Raw genomic sequence first — 22,461 nt, 5'->3', positions numbered from 1 at the left:
CGGCCTCAGGACGCCTCGCCGGGCACCGGGTGCGGCTCCCGGGCGTCGGCCGTGCCCGGAGCCAGGCGCAGGACGCTGCGGCAGTGTGCCAGGTCCGCCGGGCGGTGGGAGATGACGATGACACCGGGCGCCGTCGCGTCGTTCTCCCCCGGGCCGGGGCTCAGACCCGCGGCCAGCCGGGCCATCATGGCGCGCGCGGTGGGTTCGTCCAGGTGGGCGGTGGGCTCATCCAGGTACAGCAGGGGCGCCTCGGTCAGCAGCGCACGGGCCACGGCCAGGCGCTGGCGCTGACCCCCGGACAGCAGGCCGCCGGCCGGGCCCACCCGGGTGTCCAGGCCCTGCAGCAGGGCCGCGACGTCCTGCGCGAGACCGGCCCGCTCCAGGGCGGCGAACAGCTGATCGTCGGTGGGCGCGTGCTCCCGGTCCCGGGCCAGGGACAGGTTCCCGCGCACGGTCGAGTCGAAGACGTAGGCGTCCTGCGGGCACCAGGCGGCCAGCCCGCGCAGCCGGGACGGACCGAGCTCGGGCCCCGCCGCGGAGGAGGCGGGATCGGCGGGGGCGGAGACCGCGGGGTCCAGCGCCCGGATGCTGCCGGACTCGCGGGGCAGGAAGCCCAGCAGCACCGCCAGCGCGGTGGACTTCCCGGAGCCGGAGGGCCCGGTGATGCCCCACCAGCGTCCCCGGGCCGCGGTTCCGGTGAGCCCGCGCACCGCCGGCCGGTCCATCCCGGGCCAGCGCGCGGCGACCTCCCGCAGCACCAGGCCCGCCGGCTCGACGTCATCCCGCTCGGCACGGTCCCTCCCCTGGGGTGCGGCGGGGGCGCGGTCCTGCGCACCGGCCCGGACGGCGTCTTCCGTCCGATCTCCGACCTCCGACGGGGTGCCCTCCTGCGCCTGGGAACCGACCCGCCGGGTCAGTCGGGCGAAGGCGGGCCACGCGCGGATCGCCTCGGTGGCCGCCGTCATCGGCTCCACCAGGGCGGTGGCCAGCAGCACGGGGATCGCCGCCACCGGTGCGGAGACCGCACCGGAGGAGACGGCCGGCCAGGCCAGGGCCGCCGTGCCCAGGGCGGTGCCCCACCACAGCAGCACCTGCCCGCCGGAACCGAGGCCCGTCGCCCAGGCCGCCCGGCGGGCCGCCGCGTGCGCGGCGGCGTCGGCGGACCGGAACACCGCGAGCACGGGCTCGACCACGCCGTTGCCGCGCAGATCCTCCCGGTTCTCCAGGACCCCGGCGGCCAGGCCCAGGGCGCGGGCCCGCACCTCCCGCTGGGTCCCCTCCCCCGCGGCGTTGGCCCGCAGGGCCAGGCCGGGGATCACGATCAGCCCCAGGACGCAGGCTCCGGCCATCAGCCACGCGGCCGACGGGAGACACACCGCGGTGGCGATGACGGCCACCGCCAGGACGGGCACGGCGGTCGCGGCGGGCAGCAGCACCCGGGGCAGGGCATCGCGCAGGTCCTCGACGTCGGCGATCAGCCGACGCAGGAACTCCCGGCCGCGCAGCAGGGAGCGCAGGCCCAGGGCGGTGGCGCCGGTCGCGCTCCAGGTGCGCAGCCGCAGCGCATCGGCCGCGCGCAGGGCGAGATCGTGGGTGCGCAGCCGCTCGGCGTAGCGGAACCCGGCCCGGGCCAGGCCGAAGAAGCGCACCCCGGTGATGGCCACGAGCAGGTACATCAGCCCCGGCTGCTGGGCCGCGCGCACGATCAGCCACCCGGACAGCGCGGTCAGGGCGGCCCCGGCCAGGACGGCCAGGGTGTTCAGGGTCAGGGCCCCGAGCAGGGCGCGGGCGCGCAGGCCGGTGACCCGGCGCAGGATCCCCAGCACCTCGCGCACCCGGGGCCGGGAGCCGTCGGCCGCGGCGGTGGGACCCGCGGTGGCAGGCCCCGCGACGGCGTCCGGCGCCCCGGCCTCCCGCGGGGCTCGCTCCTCGTCGGTCCTCCCCTGCCTGGCCGGGTCCGACGCGTCGGGTGCGGGTTCCGGGGCCGGGTCCGGGCCGAGCGCGCCCCGGGCGTCCACGCGCAGGACCCGATCGGCCACGGCGCGCACCCGCGGGCTGTGGGTGACCACCACGACGGCGGCCCCCGCGGCGGCCAGGGCCCGCAGGCTGTCCAGCACCCGCGCGGCGGCCGCCGGGTCCAGGTGGGCCGTGGGCTCGTCCACCAGCACCAGCCCGTGGGCGTCCGGCCCGGAAGCACCGGGCGCGTCGATCACCGGCCCCTCGGTTCCCGTTCCGTCGGCTCCTGGCCCATCGATACTCACCCCGTGGGCGCCAGAGGCGGGGTCCGCGCGGCGAGCCAGGAGGGGCGCCAGGGCGCGGGCCAGGGCCAGCCGCCGCTGCTGGCCCGCACTCAGCGCCGCCGGGGCCACCCGGGCCAGGCCCAGCAGGCCCAGCCGCTCCAGGGCCGCCCGCACCCCGGGCACCGCCAGGGCTCCCCGGTCCCGGTCCTTCTCCCCCGGCAGGGATCCGATGCCCTCGCCGGCCGCGAGCCACTGCCCGGCCCGAGACGGCTCGGCGTACAGGGCCGTCTCCGCCGCGGCGGTCTCGGCCAGGAAGCGGGGATCCTGCCCGACCCACGCCACCGGGCCGCACACCCGCACCGATCCGGTCACCGCGGACCCCGCGGGCAGCAGCCCGGCGGCTGCGCGCAGCAGGGTGGTCTTGCCCGCCCCGGAGGGACCCACCAGCGCGGTGATCTCCCCGGACCGGGCGGTCATCTCGACGTCGTGCACGGCGGGCTCGGTGCGCCCGGGGTAGGTCACGCTCAGCCCCTCGACGGCCAGGACCGGGCGACCCGCCGCTGCGCCCGGCGCGTCCCCCGGCGCAGCATCGGCCGCGTCCCCCGGCTCCTCCTGCCCGGTCGCCGCAGGGTCCTCCCGGAGGATCTCCTCGGCCCGACGCAGGGCCGCGACCCCGTCCTGGGACTGGTGGTAGGCGGTGCCGACGTCGCGCAGGGGCTGGAAGCATTCGGGGGCCAGCAGCAGCACCAGCAGCCCGGTGTCCAGCCCCAGGCTCCCGTTGACCAGGCGCACCCCGATGGTCACGGCCACCACCGCCACGGACAGCGTGGTGATCAGCTCCAGGGCCAGGGAGGAGAGGAAGGCCGAGCGCAGGGTGGTCATGGTGGTGCGCCGGTAACGCTCCCCCAGCTCGGCCAGAGCGCGCCGCTGCGCCCGATCCCGGTTCAGCCCCACCAGCACGGGCAGGCCCCGGGCCAGCTCCGCCAGGTGCGAGGACAGCCGCAGCAGCCCGGCCTGGGCGGTGCGGGTGTCCCGCTGGGTGGTCTTGCCGATCAGCACCATGAACACCGGCACCAGCGGCAGGGTCAGCACCAGCACGAGCGCGCTGATCGGATCGACCAGCGCCACCACGCCCAGCAGGATCACGGGGACGACGCCGGTGGCCACCAGGGCGGTCACGGACCGGGTGTAGTAGTCGTCCAGGGCGTCCAGTCCCCGGGTGATCAGCACGGCCGCCCCGCCCGCGCCGAGGTGCCCGCCGAGCAGCTCGCGGCGCAGCAGCCGCTCGCGCAGCTCGGTCTGGGCGCCGCGGGCCGCGCGCCGGGCGGCAACACCCAGCAGCCAGTCACCCGCCGCCCGCAGCGCCAGGCCGCCGACCGCGATCGCCAGGGCCGCGCTCAGACGCTGCGCGGGGAATCCGCCGGGCGTCCAGGACCCGCCGAGCCCGGGCAGCAGGGCGTCATCGCGCAGGACCTGTGTGCCGATGTACTCGGGCAGGGGCCCGGCGGCGCCGGGATCCGACAGGCCGGCCAGCCCCGCCTGGGCCAGTCCGGTCAGCAGCACGGCCAGGCCCAGGCTGAACAGCACCGTGCCGACCGCGCGCATCGCCTGCAGGAGCCCCAGTGCGGGCAGGGCCCTGCGAGCGTTCGGCCCCAGCGGGGGCCGCGCGGACGACCCACCCCGGGACTCGGCCTCGGAGGGCGCACCGGGGGCGGCCTCGGTGGCGAGGTGGGGATCGGCGCCGGGGTCGACGCCGGGGCGGGCCGGGCTCATCAGCGGCTCAGGCGGTGCGGGTCGGGTGCTCGGCCAGCTCCCGCACGTCGTGGGCGTCCGGGATGTGCTCGGTGCGCAGGCGCTTGCGGAACACCCAGTAGGACCAGCCCTGGTACAGGAACAGCACGGGCAGGCCGAAGCAGCCCACGATGGTCATGATCTTCAGGGTGTACTGGGAGGAGGCGGCGCTGGTCACGGTCAGATCCGCTCCTCCGGCCAGGGTCGTGGGCAGCACCACGGGGAACACGGCCAGGAAGACGGCCGCCGCCCCGGCGATGAGGAACACGGCGCTGCCGGCGAAGCTCGCCCCGTCGCGCCCGGCGCGGGCGAAGGCCCAGGACAGCACGGCCCCGAGCACGGCCAGTCCGGTCAGCGCCCAGGTCGGGCCGACGCCGTCGCGCACCTGCACCAGCAGGACCCACCCGGCCAGGGGCAGCAGGCCCACCGGCAGCAGGCGCACCAGGGCCCGCTGGGCCCGCTCCTGCACCGGCCCGGAGGTCTTCAGGGCCAGGAACGCCAGCCCGTGGACCAGGGCGAAGCCGAGGAAGCCGAGGCCGCCGAGCACCGCGGGCCAGGTCAGCCACGCGAAGGCCCCGCCGATCCGGTCCCCGTTCGCATCCAGCGGCAGGCCGGTGGTGGTCAGGGCCAGGGCCGCGCCGATGAGGAAGGCGATCGCCCCGGAGGAGACCGCCAGGATCCCGTTCCAGGTGCGCGCCCACCGGGCGGAGGAGCCCTTGCCCCGGTATTCGATGGACACGGCCCGCAGGATCAGCGCCAGCAGCAGCAGGGTCAGCGGCAGGTACAGGGCGGAGAACAGGGCGCCGTACCAGAACGGGAAGGCGGCGAAGGTCGCGGCACCGGCGGTGACCAGCCAGACCTCGTTGCCGTCCCAGACCGGTCCGATGGTGTTCAGCAGCAGCCGCCGCTCCTTCTCGTCCCGGGCGAAGATGCGGCCCATGAGCATCCCGACGCCGAGGTCGAAGCCGTCCAGCACCAGGTAGCCGGTCCAGAACAGGCCGATCACCAGGAACCAGGCGGTGTTCAGCGCGGGTTCGTTCGCGAGGGTCTCGATCATCGGGTGCTCCTAGTAGGCGAAGGCCAGGACGTCGTCGGAGCGTCGGCCGGTAGGCGCGTCCGCGTCGTCGTCATCGTGCTCGGGGTCCCGCACCAGCTCCGGCATGGCCGCCACGACGCCGGTGCGCACGTACTTGGCCAGCAGCCAGACCTCCACGATCATCAGCACCAGGTAGACCAGGCACAGGCAGATCAGGGAGGTCAGCAGCTCGCCGGGGGTGATCGTCGGGGAGACGGCGGCCTCGGTGAACATGTGGATGCGCTGGCTGGCCGGCAGATCCGGGTTGGGGGCGACGACGAAGGGCTGGCGGCCCATCTCCGTGAACACCCACCCGGTGACGTTGGCGCCGAAGGGCGCGAGGATCCCGAACACGGCCAGGCGCATCAGCCACCGGGATTCCGGCACGGTGCCCTTGCGGGTCAGCCACCACGCCAGGGCACAGGCCAGCGCGGCCAGGCCGCCGAACGTGATCATGATCCGGAAGCCCCAGTAGGTGACGATCATCAGCGGGACGTAGTTGATCTCCTGCCCCGCTCGGTCCCCGTACTTGGCGTCCTGGGCGAGGTTGGTGCCGTACTCCTTCTCGTACTGGGGCACCAGGGTGTTGATCCCGGCGACGTCGGTGTGGAAGTTGTCGTGGGCGAGGAAGGACAGCAGCCCGGGGATCTCGATGACGGTGTGCACGTTGTTGCAGTCCCGCGCCCCGGGGTTGGAGAAGGTGAACACGGAGAAGGCCGTGCCGTCGTGGCAGGCGGCCTCGGCGGAGGCCATCTTCAGCGGCTGCTGGTGGATCATCAGCTGGGCCTGCACGTGCCCGGAGAAGGCGGTGCCGAGGAAGCCGACGATGCCGATCAGGCAGCCGATGCGCAGGGAGCGCCACCAGACCCGGTAGTCGGTGCGGTCCCGGGCGCCGGTGGGCTCCTCGCCCACGACCACCCGGCCCTGCGCATCCACGGTGTCGATGCCGGCCCGGCGGCGCTGCCACAGCTTGTACCAGGCGATGCCCAGCAGGAAGGATCCGGCCACCGCGATCGAGCCGAACAGGGTGTGGATGATCGCGACGATCGCGGTGTTGTTGGTCAGCACCGCGGCGATGTCGTCGAGCACCGGGCGCCCGTCGACGATCTCGTAGCCCACCGGGTGCTGCATCCAGGAGTTGGCGACGATGATGAAGTACGCGGACAGCAGGGAGGCGACCACCGCGCAGCACAGGCACGCGGCGTGCACCCAGGGCTTCAGCCGATCCCAGCCGAAGATCCACAGGCCCAGGAACGTGGATTCGACGAAGAACGCCAGCAGGGACTCCATGGCCAGCGGCGCGCCGAAGACGTCGCCGACGAAGCGGGAGTACTCGGACCAGGCCATCCCGAACTGGAACTCCTGGACCAGCCCGGTGGCCACGCCCATGATGAAGTTGATGAGGAAGAGCTTGCCCCAGAACTTGGTCATCCTCAGGTACTCGGGTCTGCGGGTGCGCACCCACGCGATGTTGAGGGTGGCCACGACGGTGCCGAGGCCGATGGTCAGGGGGACCATCATGAAGTGGTACACGGTGGTGATGCCGAACTGCCACCGTGCGATGTCGACGATGTCCACGCTGCTCCTCGAGGGATCGTGAAGAGGGTGATGCGCGGCGCTCCCGTGGCATCGCGCCGCCCGTCGGGAGGCGGTTGCGGGCGCGGGCGCGCCGATGGGCCAGACCGTAGCACCGCCTCCTGGGATCCAGCCTGGGTGACCGGGGGCGCACCGCGGGATCCTGCGGCAGCCGGGCCGCCGAGGGCTGCGGGGTGTGGCGCAGCGATCAGGGGTGATTCCGGCCGCACGCCCCGCCCCCGTCCGGCAGACGGGGTCCGGGCGCGGATCGACGCGGCCGCCCGATGTCGGGTTCAGCGGGTGCGGGGACCCAGCAGACCGAGGTCCTGCACCGCCTGGCGCTCGGCGCGCAGCTCCCGCACCGAGGCCTCCAGCCGGGTGGTGATGTCCTCGGACATCTCCAGGTCCGGCACGACCCGCCAGCCGCCGGCGGAGCAGATGACGGGGGCGGAGGAGATGACCCCGGGCTCGACGCCGTAGGAGCCGTCGCTGGGCACGCACATGGAGGTCCAGGTGCCCTCCGGGGTGCCGTGCACCCAGTCGCGCACGTGGCGCAGCGTCGCGTGGGCCGCGGAGGCCACCGACGAGCCGCCGCGCGCGGCGATGATCGCGTGTCCGCGCATGGCCACGGTGGGCATGAAGGTCTCGGTGATCCACTCCTGTCCCAGGCCCCGCTCGGTGAGCACCTCGCGGGCACCGCGTCCGCCGATGCGGGCGTGGTCCAGGTCCGGGACCTGGGTTCCGGAGTGGTTGCCCCAGATGATCACCCGGGAGACGTCCCGCACGGGCGCCCCGGCGGCCTCGGCCAGCTGGGCCTCGGCCCGCAGGTGGTCCAGGCGGGACAGGGCGGTGAAGCGCCCCAGGGGCACGTCCGGGGCGTGGCTGGCGGCGATCAGGGCGTTGGTGTTGGCCGGGTTGCCGACGACGGCCACCCGCACGTCCTCGGCCGCGGCGGCGTTGATGGCCCGACCCTGCTCGGCGAAGATCGCGGCGTTGAAGGAGAGCAGGTCCCCGCGGTCCATGCCGGGTCGGCGCGGGGCGGAGCCGATGAGCAGGGCGAGGTTCGCCCCGTCGAAGGCGACCTCGGGATCGTCGGTGATCTCCACGGAGTCCAGCAGGCCGAAGGCGCAGTCCGCAAGCTCCATGGCGGTGCCTTCGGCGGCGGGCAGGGCCGCGGGGATCTCCAGCAGCTTCAGGCGCACCGGCTGATCCGGACCGAGCATCTCACCGGCGGCGATGCGGAAGAGGATGGCGTAGCCGATCTGCCCGGCGGCCCCGGTCACGGTGACGGTCACGGGGTCCCGGCGCAGTCGGGCGGTGGTCGTGGTGCTGGTCTGCATGGTTCCCAGGCTAGTGATCCGCCCCGTCGGCCCCGCGTGTGTGACGCGGGGCCGACGGGGCGGCAGGGATGGGCCGGCGACGGCGTCGGGCCGGAGCACCGGGGACTAGAGCACCAGGGACAGGGCCAGCACCCACAGGCAGGCGTAGGCGAGCAGGCCGAGGCTGTAGGGCAGGGCCAGGCGCATCAGGCGGGACTCCTGCCCGGAGCGGTCCACCGCTGCGGTGGCGATGGCGATGGACTGCGGGGAGACAACCTTCGCCATCAGCCCGCCGGCGGTGCTGGAGGCCACCAGCAGGGTCTGGTTGACCCCGATCTGCCCGGCGGTCACGGCCTGCAGGCCCGCGAAGAGGGTGTTGCTGTTGACCACCGAGCCGGTGACGAACACGCCGATCCACCCGATGATCGGGGACAGCAGGGGGAAGACGGAACCGGCCGCGGCCAGAGCGAGGCCGAGGGTCGAGGACATGCCCGCGAAGCTCATGATGTTCGCCACCGCCATGACGAGGCAGATCATGAGGATCGGGGTGGACAGCTGCCGCCAGGCCCCGGCCAGCTCCTGACCGGCCTCGCGCCAGCCGATGGCGCGGGTGCTCAGCACGGTGATGATCGCCGCGACAAGGATCGCGGTGCCGCTGGCGGAGAGCAGGTTGAGGTTCCACACCGCCGTCAGCGGGGCGTCCTGCTCCACGATCGGGGTGGTGCGGGCCACCGCCTGATGCAGGGCGGGCATCTGCAGGGACAGCGAGGTGAAGGACAGTGGCCCGCCCGGGGCGGTGAGAGCCTTCACGCCCGGCAGGGACCACAGCAGGATCAGCACGGAGAGGATGTAGAAGGGGCTCCAGGCGGCCAGCACCTGCCTGCCGGCGGGGCGATCCCCGCCGGTCGCAGCCGCAGGTTCGGGGGCGCCGGGTTCGCGGTAGATCCGCTTCGGCTGCCAGCGGCGCATCGTCACGGTCAGGGCCACCATCGCGCCCAGCGGCGGGACGATGTCGGCCAGCTCCGGGCCGAGCAGCAGCAGGACCGCGGCCTGCAGCCCGCCGAAGACCAGCCCGGAGACCAGGGCCACGGGGAAGGTCTCGCGCAGCCCGCGCCAGCCGTCCATGATGGCCATCAGCAGGAAGGGCACGGCGGCGGTGACCAGGATGGTCACCAGCACCATCATGGCCGACAGCTCGTGCAGGCCCACCCCGCCCTGCTGGGCCCCGACGATCACGGGGATGCCGATGGCCCCGTAGGAGCCGGCCGCGGCATTGGCCACGAGCGCCAGCATGGCCGCGCGCAGCGGTTCGAAGCCGAGAGCCACCAGCAGCGCCGCGCAGATCGCGATGGGGATGCCGAAGCCGGCCGCGCCCTCCAGGAAGCCGCCGAAGCAGTAGGCGATGAGCAGGACCTGCACCCGCTGGTCCGTGGAGATCGCGGCGATCGAGGCCCGGATGGTCTCGAACTTCCCGGCGCGCACCGCGATGCGGTACAGCCAGACGGCCATCAGCACGATCCAGCCGATGGGCCACAGGCCGTTGAGCACACCGTAGACGGCGGCCGAAGCGGCCGAGGGCACGGGCAGCCCGAAGACCGCGGTGCCCAGCACGGCGGTGAGCGCCAGGGCGATGATCGCGGCGGTGATGCCCTTGAGTTTGAACAGGGTCAATCCGAGGAGGAAGACGAGGATGGGCAGGGCCGCGACGAGAGCGGAGAGCCAGAGGGAGCCCAGCGGGTCGTAGTGCTGCAGGAACATGTCCGGTGCGAGCCTTTCGTGTTCTCGGAAGGCCCCGTCCGTGAGCGCCATCGTCCACGCGTGCCGGGGATCCTCCGGACCCGAGTCTACCCAGCAGAACACTCACGAACCCACATAAACCCACACGAACGCAGTATGTGACGGCGTGACCTTCGTCAAGCCGCACGACCCGCCGGCTCAGGCGTCGATCTGCTCCAGGTCCAGCTCGTCCGCGTGGGAGATGATGAAGTCCTTCCGGGGGGCCACCTCGGAGCCCATCAGCAGGGAGAACGCCCGCTCGGCGGCCTGGGCGTCCTCGATGCGCACCCGGCGCAGCAGGCGCTGGCGCGGGTCCATCGTGGTCTCGGCCAGCTGGTCCGCGTCCATCTCCCCCAGGCCCTTGTACCGCTGGATCGGCTCCTTGTACCGCTGCCCCTCGGCCTCCAGGCGGGCCAGCACCTCGTGCAGCTGCTTCTCCGAGTAGGTGTAGACCATCTCGTTGTCCCTGCCCCGGCGCACGATCTCCACCCGGTGCAGCGGGGGCACCGCGGCGTAGACCCGCCCGGCCTCCACCAGCGGGCGCATGTAGCGGTAGAACAGCGTCAGCAGCAGGGTGCGGATGTGCGCGCCGTCCACATCGGCGTCGGTCATCATCACGACCTTGCCGTAGCGGGCGGCGTCGAGGTCGAAGGTGCGCCCCGAGCCGGCCCCGATCACCTGGATCAGCGCCGCGCACTCGGCGTTGGCCAGCATGTCCGTCAGGGAGGCCTTCTGCACGTTGAGGATCTTCCCGCGGATGGGCAGCAGGGCCTGGTAGTGGGAGGCCCGGGCCAGGCGGGCCGTGCCCAGCGCGGAGTCGCCCTCCACGATGAACAGCTCGGAGTGGGCGACGTCGTCCGTGCGGCAGTCCACCAGCTTGGCCGGCATCTGCGAGGTCTCCAGGGCGTTCTTGCGCCGCTGGGTCTCCTTGTGCACCCGCGCGGAGATCCTGGATTTCATCTCCGCGACGATCTTCTCCAGCACCTGCCCGGCCTGCTGCTTCTGCGCTCGGGCCGAGGAGGTCAGGGTCTTCTCCAGCTGCTGGGAGACCACCTTGGAGACGATCTGGCGGGCCGCGGGAGTGCCCAGGATCTCCTTGGTCTGGCCCTCGAACTGCGGCTCCACGAGGCGGACGTTGAGCACGGCGGTGAGTCCGGCCAGGGCGTCGTCCTTCTCCACTTTGTCCGTGCCGGCCTTGAGCTTGCGGGCGTTGGCCGCGATCTGCTTGCGCACGGTCTTCAGCAGCCCCTGCTCGAAGCCGGTCAGGTGGGTGCCGCCCTTGGGGGTCGCGATGATGTTGACGTAGGAGCGCACGGTGGTCTCGTAGCCGATGCCCCAGCGCAGCGCCACGTCCACCTCGCACTCGCGCTGCACCTCCTGCAGCTGCGAGCGCCCGTCGGGCCCGAGCACGGGCACGGTCTCGGTGAAGGCCCCGGTGCCCTGGAAGCGCCAGACGTCGGTCACCGGCGCGTCCGGGGCGAGGAACTCCACGTATTCGGCGATGCCGCCGTCGTGCTGGAAGACCTCCTCGTGCGGGCCCTCGGCCCCGGCCGTGCCGGGAAGCCTGCGCTCGTCGGTGATGGACAGGCGCAGGCCGGGCACCAGGAAGCTGGTCTGGCGAGCCCGCTGCACGAGGTCCTCGTAGCCGAAGGCGGCGTCCGGGGTGAAGATCTGCCGGTCGGCCCAGTAGCGCACCCGGGTGCCGGTGGCCCCGCGGCGGGCCTTCCCGACCACCCGCAGGGCTTCCCCGGGCTCGGCCGGGGTGAAGGGGGCGTCCGGGGAGGGGGCTCCGGTGTCGTCGAAGGTCCCCGGGATGCCGTGGCGGAAGGACATCTGGTGGGTCTTCCCGCCCCGGTCCACCTGCACGTCCAGGCGGGAGGACAGGGCGTTGACCACGGAGGCGCCGACCCCGTGCAGGCCGCCGACGGCGTTGTAGGTGCCGCCGCCGAACTTGCCGCCGGCGTGCAGCTTGGTGAAGACCACCTCGACGCCGGTGAGTCCGGTGCGCGGTTCGATGTCGGTGGGGATGCCGCGCCCGTCGTCGCGCACCTCCACGGAGCCGTCCCGGTTGAGCACGATGCCGATGGCCTGGCCGTACCCGGCCAGGGCCTCGTCCACGGAGTTGTCGATGATCTCCCACAGGCAGTGCATCAGCCCGCGGGAGTCGGTGGAGCCGATGTACATGCCGGGGCGCTTGCGCACCGCCTCCAGGCCCTCCAGGACGGAGAGCTGACGTGCCGTGTACTCGGACTGCTGGGGACTCACGGAAACGGTGCTCCTCACGGGGACGGGCGGGTGCGGGCGGGGTCGGGACAGTGCCCCAGTCTACGACGGGCGCGGGCAGCACCCATGCCCACAGCGAACTGGACGGGGCCGGGATGACATCGGGGGTGCTCCGTGTTTGCATAGATGGACATCAGCGCCGCCCCGATCCCCCGCCGCGTGCGGGTGCAGGGGCGGGAACGACTCGTCAGGAGGACCATCATGACGGCAACTCTGGAAGCACGCCAGCTCGACGCGACCGACCGCTGCGACTCCTGCGGAGCCCAGGCCTACGTGCGCGTCGTGCTGGAATCGGGCGGGGAGCTGCTGTTCTGCGCCCACCACGCCAGCGCCAACGAGGCCAAGCTGCGCCCGATGGCCAGCCTCTGGCAGGACGAGCGGGATCGGCTCACCACGCCCGCCGCGGTCTGAGATCTCCTCGGGCAGCCACGCGAAGAACCCCGCATCGCCGACACGGCGGTGCGGGGTTCTTCGCGCTCTGAGGCGGGTCCGAGAGGATCCCGGCGGGCCGGTGAGCCGCACCAGGGGCCTCCCCGACCCGGGTCCGGCTCAGTCCAGGTAGTCCCGCAGCACCTGGGAGCGGGAGGGGTGGCGCAGCTTGGACATGGTCTTGGACTCGATCTGGCGGATCCGCTCGCGGGTCACGCCGTAGACCTTGCCGATCTCATCGAGGGTCTTCGGCTGGCCGTCGGTCATGCCGAAGCGCATGGCCACCACGCCGGCCTCCCGCTCGGAGAGGGTGTCCAGCACGGAGTGCAGCTGCTCCTGCAGCAGGGTGAAGGACACGGCGTCGGCGGGGACCACGGCCTCGGAGTCCTCGATGAGGTCGCCGAACTCGGAGTCCCCGTCCTCGCCCAGCGGGGTGTGCAGGGAGATCGGCTCGCGGCCGTACTTCTGGACCTCCACGACCTTCTCCGGGGTCATGTCCAGCTCCTTGGCCAGCTCCTCCGGGGTGGGCTCGCGGCCGAGGTCCTGCAGCATCTGCCGCTGCACGCGGGCCAGCTTGTTGATGACCTCGACCATGTGCACGGGGATGCGGATGGTGCGGGCCTGGTCGGCCATCGCCCGGGTGATCGCCTGCCGGATCCACCAGGTGGCGTAGGTGGAGAATTTGAAGCCCTTGGAGTAGTCGAACTTCTCCACCGCGCGGATCAGGCCCAGGTTGCCCTCCTGGATCAGGTCCAGGAAGAGCATGCCGCGCCCGGTGTAGCGCTTGGCCAGGGAGACCACCAGGCGCAGGTTGGCCTCCAGCAGGTGGTTCTTGGCCCGCTTGCCGTCGTGGATGACCCAGCGCAGCTCCTTGCGCAGCTGCGGGTCCAGGGTGTCCCCCTCGGTCTTCATCTTGTGCTCGGCGTACAGCCCGGCCTCGATGCGCATCGCCAGGTCCACCTCCTGCTCGGCGTTCAGCAGGGAGACCTTGCCGATCTGCTTGAGGTAGTCCTTGACCGGGTCCGCGGTGGCACCGGGGGCCTGCACGCGCAGGGCCGGCTCGTCGTCGTCATCGGAGGTGGAGATCACGAAGCCGTTGCCGCGCGCGGCCACGGTCTTCTTCTCCTTCTTGTCCTCGTCCTCGACGACCTCCTCCTCGGTCTCCTCGGCCTGGTCCTCGACGTCGGCGCTGTTGGCCAGCTCCTCGATCTCATCGGCCTTGGTCTTGCGCGCACCCTTCTTCGGGGCGGCCTTAGCGGCCGAGCGCGAGCGGGTGGAGGTCTTCTTCGCGGTGGCGGTGCGGGTCCCGGACTTCGCCGTGGTGCCCGACTTCGCGGCGGACTTGGCCCGCGTGGTCTTGCCCGCGGAGGTCTTGGCGGCACCGGTCTTCGTCCCGCCGGTCTTGCCCGCACCGGCCTTGGCGGCGGTCTGACCGGCGTCGGTTCCGGACTCAGCGGTCTTGGCGGCCGCGGTCTTTGCCGCAGCGGTCCCGGCGGTCTTCGTCCCGCTCTTGCGCGCGGTGGTCTTGCCGGCGGCCTTGGTGGCGGTGGACTTGGCGCCGCTCTTGGCGGCCGCGGTCTTGGTTCCGCCGGCCTTCGCCGCGGACGCGGAGCGCGCGCTCGAACGCCGGGCCGTGGTGGTGCCGGCGGACGTCGTGGTCGTGGTGGCCGCGGCGGAGTCGGTCCGCTCGGCGGTCGTCTTCTGGGCAGCAGGAGACACTCAAGAGCCTTTCTTCCCGGTGGTCGGACGTCAGATGCGCCCGAAACGCCTATGACCCTGTCAAGTCCGGCGTCCTCCGTGAGGACGATTCCCACTGCCGGGCCCGCAAGGTCGTTCGGTGGTGACAACGCCCGGGGCCGCACCGCTTATTCCCGTCGGCGCAGATTTCTCCGACGGATCTGTTGACGCCGCGACCCCGCGGGGGTAATGGACTCCCCCCCCGCCGCAGCAGCCCGGGGGGTCAGTCCCGGTGGAACAGCCACTCCGGCAGGTATCCCCGATCCAGCAGTCCGCTCACCAGCACCACGGCCTGCCCCAGGATCGGGTCCTGCGCCGCCTCCAGGCGACGGTAGGCCTCCCGGGTGCACCCCTCCTGCCAGGCCAGCAGGGACAGCCCCACCTCGGCCCCCGAGGCCCAGGGCTGCTCGCCGTCGGCGGCGATCAGCCCCAGCAGGAAGCGCAGGGCGCAGCGCCGGTCCGGATCGGGTGCGGTCGATCCCCGACCGAAGATCAGCTCCAGGGCGGAGACCGTCAGGGGGTCGTCTTCCGGCGGACCCGCGGGCTCCGGGTCGGCGTCGGAGACGGGCTGGTTCTCCGCGGCCTCGGTGAGCGTGTCCAGGCGCCGCTCCAGCCACCCCCGCAGGGCCTCGCCGTGCCGGGGGCCCAGCTGGGCCGCGGCGAGCATCGTGAGCACCCCGCAGATGCCCGGCAGGCGAGCGCCCAGGGCCGCGGCATCCTCCGGCGCGGTGGCCTCGGCCAGACTCGCGCTCAGGACTGCGGCCTCGGGGCTGGCGGCGTCCGGGGACCAGCCCTGCTCTTCGGCCCGCACGCGGTGGGCTCGACACAGCCGGGCCATGCGATCCAGCGCGTCGCCGAGGCGCCGCTGCTCCTCGAGGGCCGGCGCCCGCCGGGGCCCCTGCGGGGTCGGCGGCCAGCATCCGGTGTCGGGATCGTGATCGGCAGCCAAGCGCAGGAAGATCTCGGCGCAGCGGCTGCGGAAGGAGTCGCGCCAGGCCCGGGCCCGGTCCCGTCCGCACAGGGCCTCCAGGTCGGGAATGCCCGGCAGCGGCTGCACCGCGCCGACCGGGGACCGGGCGCTCAGCGGATGACCGCCGACGGCCGCCGCGACGGCCACCGGGGAGGCGAGGACGTCCTCCAGGGTCCCGCCGCCGTCCACCAGCCAGCAGGCCTCGCCCACGCGGTGCTCGGGCGGGGCCAGCAGCGGGGCGAACTCCCCGTCGGCGCTGCCCACGCTCAGCCGCCCCCAGCGCCCTGCGCTCCGGTCCATGACCAGCAGCTCCCGGGGCCGGGCCCCGCGCAGTCCCGCGGCGGCCACCGCGTGCATGCTGGCCAGCAGCACCGCGGTCTCGGCGAGGAAGGAGGCGGCCTCGGGAGGCCGCCCGGTGTCCAGGAGACGCCGGGCCTCGGGCGCGAGCGGGGCCGTGCGGTGGGTGTAGGCCACGGTGAACATCCCGTCGGGGGCGCTGCTGCGCTGCACCTGCTCCAGCACGGGCTCCAGGCACCCGGCCCAGGAGCCGATGTCCTCGTCGGGATCCGGCAGGGGCAGGGTCAGGCACGGGCCCAGGCGCTGGTCGGTGAAGAAGATCAGGGCGAGGCACTCCTGCGGCCAGCGGCCGGAGTGCAGGGGCAGCAGGGCGATCACGTCCTGGGCCCGGGTGATCGGGGTGCCGGGGTCGGCGTCGAGGGGCAGGTCGGAGGCTGGGGATGTCGTCATGGCCCCAGGGTGCCCGAGGGCCCAGACCCCGTCCCCGAGCGAGGCCGCGCGATTCCGGCGTCCCTGTGGATGGGCGGGCGGATCCCGCCGGAGATCGTGCGCCTGGGGAAACTCCCGTCCCCGCTGCGGCGCCACCAGAGCCTCGGGCTCAGTCCTCCGAGGAGTCTTCGTCCTGTTCGGCCAGGAAGGCCTCGATGGTCGCGCCCAGCTCGTCGGCGTCGGGGATCTCGGATTCGTCCCGCGCCAGCAGGGACCGCTGGGCGGAGCCTCCGACGTGCTCGTCGTAGCGCTGCTCCAGGTGGGTGACGATGGCCTGGACCTCCGGGGAGCCGCTGACCTGGTCGTCGATCTGCTGCTCGACCTCGCGCCCGGATTCCCGCAGTCGGTCCGTGGGAAGGTTCAGGTGCGTCGCGGCCCCCAGGTGCTCCAGGGCGATCAGCGCGGCCTGGGGCAGCTCGGCGTCGGCGAGGTACTGCGGGACGTTCACCGTGTACCCGATCGTGTCGAAGCCCCGCTCGCCGAGGACGACCTCCAGCATCTGAGCCGCGGAGCCGCCGAGCTCGGCGATCGGCTTCCACAGGGAGATCCCGGCGATCAGGTCCTCCCGGTTGCCGTGCGCGGTCACCGGCAGCGGTCGGGTGTGCGGCACGGGCATGGGCATCGAAGACACGGAGGCCACCAGAGAGACGTCGAGGGTCTCGGCCAGCTCCACGACGGACTGCGCGAACCGCTGCCACAGCAGGTCCGGCTCGGGCCCGGACAACAGCAGGAACGGCTGTCCGAGCCCGTCGGTCACGGCCCGCAGGGACAGCTCCGGCAGGTCCAAGTCCTCGAAGTGGTCCTCGATGAACTTCACCCGGGGGCGCCGGGAGCGGTAGTCGTAGAGCCGGTCGACGTCGAATTCGGCGACCTGCTGGGAATCCAGCGTCTCCAGGATCTCCTCCCCCACCTGGCGCGCAGCCTGCCCGGCCTCGGCGTAGCCGGTCATGGCCACGACCAGCGGCAGGCCCTTCAGCCGGGGATCGCCCAGCAGCCCCGCGTGACCCAGGTAGAGCTTGTGCGATTCGTGCATGGTGCCGATTCCCCTTCCTCACGTGCCCCCGGGCCCGACGGGTGAGAGGGCCCGATGAGCGGCGACACGGCCTGATCCAGATCCCGGCGCGTCCGGGCGGGGAACACGTTCCGGCCCACCGGAAGAGGGCCTTTCGGGGTGATCCGCCCGACACCTGCGGCCCGGTGAGGGCCTAAGGTGGTGGTGTGCGCGCCGCGGGGCGCCGCCGGATGGCTCGACGTCCCGTGTCTGTAGCAACGGTACCGGCGCCCGCGGTATTTCCCGCCTCCGGGTGAGCCGCGGCGCAGTGCACCGGCTTGCGGCGGCGCTGACTGCATCCCCGTTTTCCGAGCAAGGAGAGCTTCCATGACCGAATCCCACGATCTGGCCCTGTCCGTCACGGCCCCCGACGACGGTCTCGAGGTCCGGGCGCTCGTCGTCGGCGTCCTGCCCTCGGGGCAGGGGGCCCGGCTGGCCCCGCACCACCTGCCGGAGGAGACGGCGGAGGGTCTGCAGGCCGTCCTGGCGGACCTCGGCATCACCGGGGCCCGCGATGAGGTCCGCCGCCTGCCGGGGGCCGAGTCCACCGGGGCCGACGTGCTGGTGCTGGTCGGCATGGGCGAGCTGCCCGAGGAGGGCCGGGCGCGCCTGGATGCCCTGCGCTACGCGGCCGGCTCCGCGATCCGGCAGCTGCACGGCATGGACAGCGCGGCCCTGGACCTGCCGGCGGGCGACGTCGCGGAGGCCGGGGCCCTGGCCGAGGGGGCGGCCTTCGGGGCCTTCGTGGACCCGATGCACCGGACCTCCGAGGAGGATCGGCAGCGCACCCCGGTGGGCGAGGTCGTGATCCTCACGGAGGTGGAGGCCGAGGAGGCCGAGCCGGTCCTGACCCGGGCGCTGATCCTGGGCGAGGCCGTGGATTCGACCCGCCGCCTGGTCAACGAGGCCCCGAACCACCTGTATCCCGATTCCTTCGCCGGCCGGGTCCTGGAGCGGGTGGCCGGGATCGACGACGTCGAGGTCGAGGTCCTGGACGAGGAAGCCCTGGCCGAGGGCGGCTTCGGAGGGATCCTCGGCGTGGGCCGCGGTTCCCACCGCCCGCCGCGCCTGGTGGTCGTGGACTACCGTCCCGAGGACGCCGGGCAGCACATGGCCCTGGTCGGCAAGGGCATCACCTTCGATTCCGGCGGACTGTCCCTGAAGCCGGGCACCGGCATGATGACCATGAAGTCGGACATGGCCGGGGCCGCGGCCGTGCTGAACACGGTGGCCGCCGCGGCGGAGCTGCGCCTTCCCCTGCGGGTCACGGGGTACCTGTGCCTGGCCGAGAACCTGCCCGGCGGCGGGGCGACCCGCCCGGAGGACGTGCTGGTCATGCGCGGGGGCACCACGGTGGAGGTCCTCAACACCGACGCCGAGGGTCGCCTGGTGATGGCCGACGGGCTGGCCTACGCCTCCGAGCAGTCCCCGGACTGCCTGCTCGACGTCGCCACCCTGACCGGGGCGCAGGTGGTGGCCCTGGGCGAGCGGTACGCGGCGGTGATGGGCGAGGAGTCCCTGCGCGAGTCCGTCGCCGAGGCCGGTGCGGAGGCGGGCGAGCCGTTTTGGCCGATGCCCCTGCCGGAGGAGCTGCGCGCCGGGCTGAAGTCGCCCGTGGCGGATCTGAAGAACATCGGCGCGGGCCGGGCCGGCGGGATGCTCACGGCCGGGCTGTTCCTGCAGCGCTTCGTCGGGGAGGTCGACGGGCAGCAGATCCCGTGGGCCCACCTGGACATCGCCGGGCCGTCCTTCAACGAGGGCTCGGAGTACGGGTTCACCCCGAAGCAGGGCACCGGGGTGGCCGTGCGCACCCTGGTCACCCTGGCCGAGCGCATCGCGGGGGCCTGAGCCCCTCTCCTCCTCGGTGGCGCCGCGGGGTCGGTCTCGACCGGTCCCGCGGCGCCTCCGGTTTCGGGGGCCGCCGGGATCGGACTCCGTCGGGGGTCGGGCTTCGTCGGGACGCGGCGCGGCAGGTGGAGCGGTGCCGGACGGCACTATAGGGTAGGTGGTGACTGACCCACACGTCGCGGACCGATGGAGGTCCGATCCACACTCGAGGAGCGTCCACGTGGCCGATTCGCCCAAAGCTTTCGACATTCTCATCCTCGGCGGAGGCAGCGCGGGCTACGCCGCCGCCCTGCGCGCCGTCCAGCTCGGCTTCAGCGTCGGTCTGATCGAGGGCTCCAAGGTCGGCGGCACCTGCCTGCACTGGGGCTGCATCCCCACCAAGGCGTACCTGCACTCCGCGGAGGTCGCCGAGGAGGCCCGCGAGTCCGAGAAGTACGGCGTCAAGCTCTCCTACGAGGGCATCGACATGGCCGCCGTGCGGGACTACAAGGACAAGATCATCGCCGGCAAGTTCAAGGGCCTGCAGGGCCTGCTGAAGATGCGCGGGGTCACCGTCATCAACGGCTGGGGCCGCCTGACCGGGGAGCGCACCATCGAGGTGGACGGCACCGAGTACACCGGCGAGCACATCATCCTGGCCTCCGGCTCGGTGTCCAAGACCATGGGGCTGGAGATCGGAGGTCGGATCATGACCTCCACCGAGGCCCTCGAGCTGGACTACCTGCCGAAGTCCGCGATCGTGCTCGGCGGCGGCGTGATCGGCTCCGAGTTCGCCTCCATGTGGAACTCGATGGGCGTGGACGTCACGATCATCGAGGGCCTGCCGCACCTGGTGCCCAACGAGGATCCGGCGATCATCAAGGTCGTGGAGCGCTCCTTCAAGAAGCGCGGCATCAAGTCCAACCTCGGCACCTTCTTCGAGAAGGTCGAGCAGGACGACGACGGCGCCAAGGTGACCCTGGCCGACGGCAAGGAGTTCGACGCCGACATCGTGCTGGTGGCCGTGGGCCGCGGTCCGAACACCAAGGACATGGGCTACGAGGAAGCCGGGATCACGATGGACCGCGGCTTCGTCATCACCGACGAGCGCCTGCACACCGGCGTGGGGAACATCTACGCCGCCGGGGACATCGTCCCGGGTCTGCAGCTGGCCCACCGCGGCTTCCAGCAGGGCATCTTCCTGGCCGAGGAGATCGCCGGGCTGAACCCGGTGGTCGTCGCGGACATCGACATCCCCAAGGTCACCTTCTGCGATCCGGAGATCGCCTCGGTGGGCTACACCCAGCCCAAGGCCGAGGAGAAGTTCGGCAAGGAGAACATCGAGGTCTCCGAGTACAACCTCGCCGGCAACGGCAAGTCCTCGATCCTCGGGACCGGCGGCATCGTCAAGCTCGTGCGGGAGAAGGACGGCCCGATCATCGGCGTGCACGCCGTGGGCCGGCGCATGGGCGAGCAGATCGGCGAGGCCCAGCTGATCGTGAACTGGGAGGCCTACCCCAAAGACGTCGCCAAGCTCATCCACGCCCACCCGACGCAGAACGAGTCCCTCGGCGAGGCGGCCATGATGCTGGCCGGGCACCCGCTGCACGGCTGAGCCACCGCACCACCCCGCGCACAGGCACAAATCACTAGGAGAAACGGGAAGACGATGTCCGAAACCGTAGAACTGCCCGCACTCGGCGAATCCGTGACCGAGGGAACCGTGACCCGCTGGCTCAAGGCCGTCGGCGACTCCGTGGAGGTCGACGAGCCGCTGGTGGAGGTCTCCACCGACAAGGTCGACACCGAGATCCCCTCCCCCGTGGCCGGGGTCATCGAGGAGATCCTCGTGGAGGAGGACGAGGAGGTGGAGGTCGGCGCCCCGCTGGTGAAGATCGGCGACGGCTCCGGCGCCTCCTCCTCCGACGATGACGCCGCCGAGGACTCCGCCGCGGCCGAGGAGTCTGATGACTCCGCGCAGCAGGAGAACGAATCCGAACCCGAGACCCCGGCCGAGGAGAAGGAGCAGAAGGACGAGGAGTCGTCCTCCGCTTCCAGCGGCTCCGGTGAGGCCCAGGAGGTCACCCTCCCGGCTCTGGGCGAGTCCGTGACCGAGGGGACCGTGACCCGCTGGCTCAAGGAGATCGGCGAGACGGTCGAGGTGGACGAGCCGCTGGTGGAGGTCTCCACCGACAAGGTCGACACCGAGATCCCCTCCCCCGTGGCCGGCACGCTGCTGGAGATCAAGGTCCAGGAGGACGAGGAGGCCGAGGTCGGCCAGGTCCTCGCCCTGGTCGGCGAGCAGGGTGCCTCCGCGGGGTCCGCCGAGCCGGAGCCCACCCCCGAGCAGCAGGCCCCGGCCGAGCAGAAGGAGGAGAAGAAGGAGGCCGAGCAGCCGAAGCAGGAGTCCTCCGCGGCCCGGGCCGAGCAGCGCTCCGCGAAGCAGCAGAGCAAGGCCCCGGAGCCGGCCGCTGCCACCCCCGCCGCCGGACAGTCCTCCGGGACCCCGTACGTCACTCCGCTGGTGCGCAAGCTGGCCAAGCAGGAGGGCATCGACCTGTCCACCATCGAGGGCACCGGCGTCGGCGGTCGCATCCGCAAGCAGGACGTGCAGGCCGCGGTCGAGGCGAAGAAGAGCCAGGGCCCCGCCTCCGCCGAGCAGAGCGCTCCCGCCTCCGCACCGGCTCAGGCCGCCCCGCGCGCCGAGAAGCCGCCCCAGGCCCCGAAGCCGTCGGCCAAGCGCGGCACCACGGAGAAGGCCCCGCGCATCCGCCAGGTCATCGCCAAGCGGATGAAGGAGTCCCTGGAGGTCTCCGCGCAGCTGACCCAGGTCACCGAGGTGGATATGACCCGGGTGGCGATGCTGCGCAACCGCGCCAAGGCGGACTTCCAGGCCCGCGAGGGCGCCAAGCTGACCTTCCTGCCCTTCTTCGCGAAGGCCGTGGCCGAGGCGCTGCAGCAGCACCCGGTGCTCAACGGCTCCTTCGACGAGGAGAAGAAGGAGATCACCTACAACGCCTCCGAGGACCTCGCCTTCGCCGTGGACACCCCGCGGGGTCTGCTGGTCCCGGTGGTCCCGAACGCGGGCGACCTGAACCTGGCCGGTCTGGCCAAGAAGATCGCCGACGTCGGGGCGCGCACCAAGGACGGCTCGATCGGCCCGGATGAGCTCTCCGGCGGCACGTTCACGATCACGAACATCGGCTCCTTCGGGGCCCTGTTCGACACCCCGATCATCAACCAGCCGCAGGTGGGCATCCTGGGCACCGGCACCATCGTGAAGCGGCCCATGGTCGTCACGGACGCCGACGGCAACGACTCGATCGCGATCCGCCACATGTGCTACCTGTCGCTGACCTACGATCACCGGCTGGTCGACGGCGCGGACGCCGGACGCTTCCTGGCGACCGTGAAGAAGCGCCTCGAGGAGGGGCAGTTCGAGGCCGAGCTCGGCCTCTGAGGCTCCCGGATCCCGGACTCCACGGCCCGCTGACTCCCGCCCACGGCGGGGTCGGCGGACCGTCGCCGTCTCCACCGGCACCCGGCGTCGTCGCCGGCCCGGCGTCCTTCGTCTCCACTGGTCCGGGACCCGGGGAGCTGGG

General features: G+C 72.7%; 13 protein-coding genes. 4 read left to right on the top strand and 9 right to left on the bottom strand.

What is annotated here, in order from left to right; all coding sequences use genetic code 11:
• Positions 1-5: 5 nt before the first annotated feature.
• The 6 genes from cydC to I6G21_RS08290 form a co-directional block, all read right to left on the bottom strand.
• Positions 6-4,013, bottom strand: coding sequence for a thiol reductant ABC exporter subunit CydC (cydC, locus tag I6G21_RS08315; RefSeq protein ID WP_129357588.1), 4,008 nt, complete (start codon positions 4,011-4,013; stop codon positions 6-8).
• 7 nt (positions 4,014-4,020) lie between these two features.
• Positions 4,021-5,088: a cytochrome d ubiquinol oxidase subunit II gene (cydB, locus tag I6G21_RS08310; protein ID WP_058730672.1), complete on the bottom strand. Its 1,068-nt coding sequence runs from the start codon at positions 5,086-5,088 to the stop codon at positions 4,021-4,023.
• 9 nt (positions 5,089-5,097) lie between these two features.
• A complete protein-coding gene (locus I6G21_RS08305) occupies positions 5,098-6,684 on the bottom strand; it encodes a cytochrome ubiquinol oxidase subunit I (protein WP_129357589.1) in 1,587 nt (528 codons plus the stop codon).
• Positions 6,685-6,974: 290 nt separating this feature from the next.
• Positions 6,975-8,021: a malate dehydrogenase gene (locus tag I6G21_RS08300; RefSeq protein ID WP_217265788.1), complete on the bottom strand. Its 1,047-nt coding sequence runs from the start codon at positions 8,019-8,021 to the stop codon at positions 6,975-6,977.
• Between the two features lie 105 nt (positions 8,022-8,126).
• Positions 8,127-9,758 (bottom strand): L-lactate permease, encoded by a 1,632-nt coding sequence (locus I6G21_RS08295; protein WP_129357590.1) that lies wholly within the window; start codon positions 9,756-9,758, stop codon positions 8,127-8,129.
• A 177-nt stretch (positions 9,759-9,935) separates the two neighbouring features.
• Complete coding sequence (locus I6G21_RS08290) at positions 9,936-12,041, bottom strand: DNA gyrase/topoisomerase IV subunit B (RefSeq protein ID WP_061225488.1); 2,106 nt, start codon at positions 12,039-12,041, stop codon at positions 9,936-9,938.
• A 219-nt stretch (positions 12,042-12,260) separates the two neighbouring features.
• Between I6G21_RS08290 and I6G21_RS08285 the strand changes: the two genes are divergently transcribed.
• Entirely contained in the window at positions 12,261-12,470 is a 210-nt protein-coding gene (locus I6G21_RS08285) for a DUF7455 domain-containing protein (protein ID WP_058730676.1), read from the top strand.
• Between the two features lie 138 nt (positions 12,471-12,608).
• Here I6G21_RS08285 and I6G21_RS08280 read toward each other — a convergent pair whose 3' ends face one another.
• From I6G21_RS08280 to I6G21_RS08270, 3 genes are all read right to left on the bottom strand, one after another.
• A complete protein-coding gene (locus tag I6G21_RS08280; protein WP_061225489.1) occupies positions 12,609-14,207 on the bottom strand; it encodes an RNA polymerase sigma factor in 1,599 nt (532 codons plus the stop codon).
• 241 nt (positions 14,208-14,448) lie between these two features.
• Entirely contained in the window at positions 14,449-15,942 is a 1,494-nt protein-coding gene (locus I6G21_RS08275; RefSeq protein WP_061225490.1) for a hypothetical protein, read from the bottom strand.
• 148 nt (positions 15,943-16,090) lie between these two features.
• Entirely contained in the window at positions 16,091-17,014 is a 924-nt protein-coding gene (locus I6G21_RS08270) for a proteasome assembly chaperone family protein (protein ID WP_129357591.1), read from the bottom strand.
• A 345-nt stretch (positions 17,015-17,359) separates the two neighbouring features.
• Between I6G21_RS08270 and I6G21_RS08265 the strand changes: the two genes are divergently transcribed.
• The 3 genes from I6G21_RS08265 to sucB all read left to right on the top strand — a co-directional run bounded on the left by I6G21_RS08265 (position 17,360) and on the right by sucB (position 22,319).
• On the top strand, positions 17,360-18,880 hold the full coding sequence (locus I6G21_RS08265) for a leucyl aminopeptidase (protein ID WP_129357592.1): 1,521 nt from the start codon (positions 17,360-17,362) through the stop codon (positions 18,878-18,880).
• 220 nt (positions 18,881-19,100) lie between these two features.
• Complete coding sequence (lpdA, locus tag I6G21_RS08260; RefSeq protein WP_058730681.1) at positions 19,101-20,474, top strand: dihydrolipoyl dehydrogenase; 1,374 nt, start codon at positions 19,101-19,103, stop codon at positions 20,472-20,474.
• 54 nt (positions 20,475-20,528) lie between these two features.
• Positions 20,529-22,319: a 2-oxoglutarate dehydrogenase, E2 component, dihydrolipoamide succinyltransferase gene (gene sucB / locus I6G21_RS08255; RefSeq protein WP_058730682.1), complete on the top strand. Its 1,791-nt coding sequence runs from the start codon at positions 20,529-20,531 to the stop codon at positions 22,317-22,319.
• Positions 22,320-22,461: the final 142 nt, after the last annotated feature.

Origin of the sequence: Rothia kristinae (assembly GCF_016028855.1) — a bacterium.
In the GTDB taxonomy this organism is placed as follows: Bacteria; Actinomycetota; Actinomycetes; order Actinomycetales; family Micrococcaceae; genus Rothia; species Rothia kristinae.
Note: the sequence above shows the minus strand (reverse complement) of the source record. Positions and strands in the feature narration are given on the sequence as shown.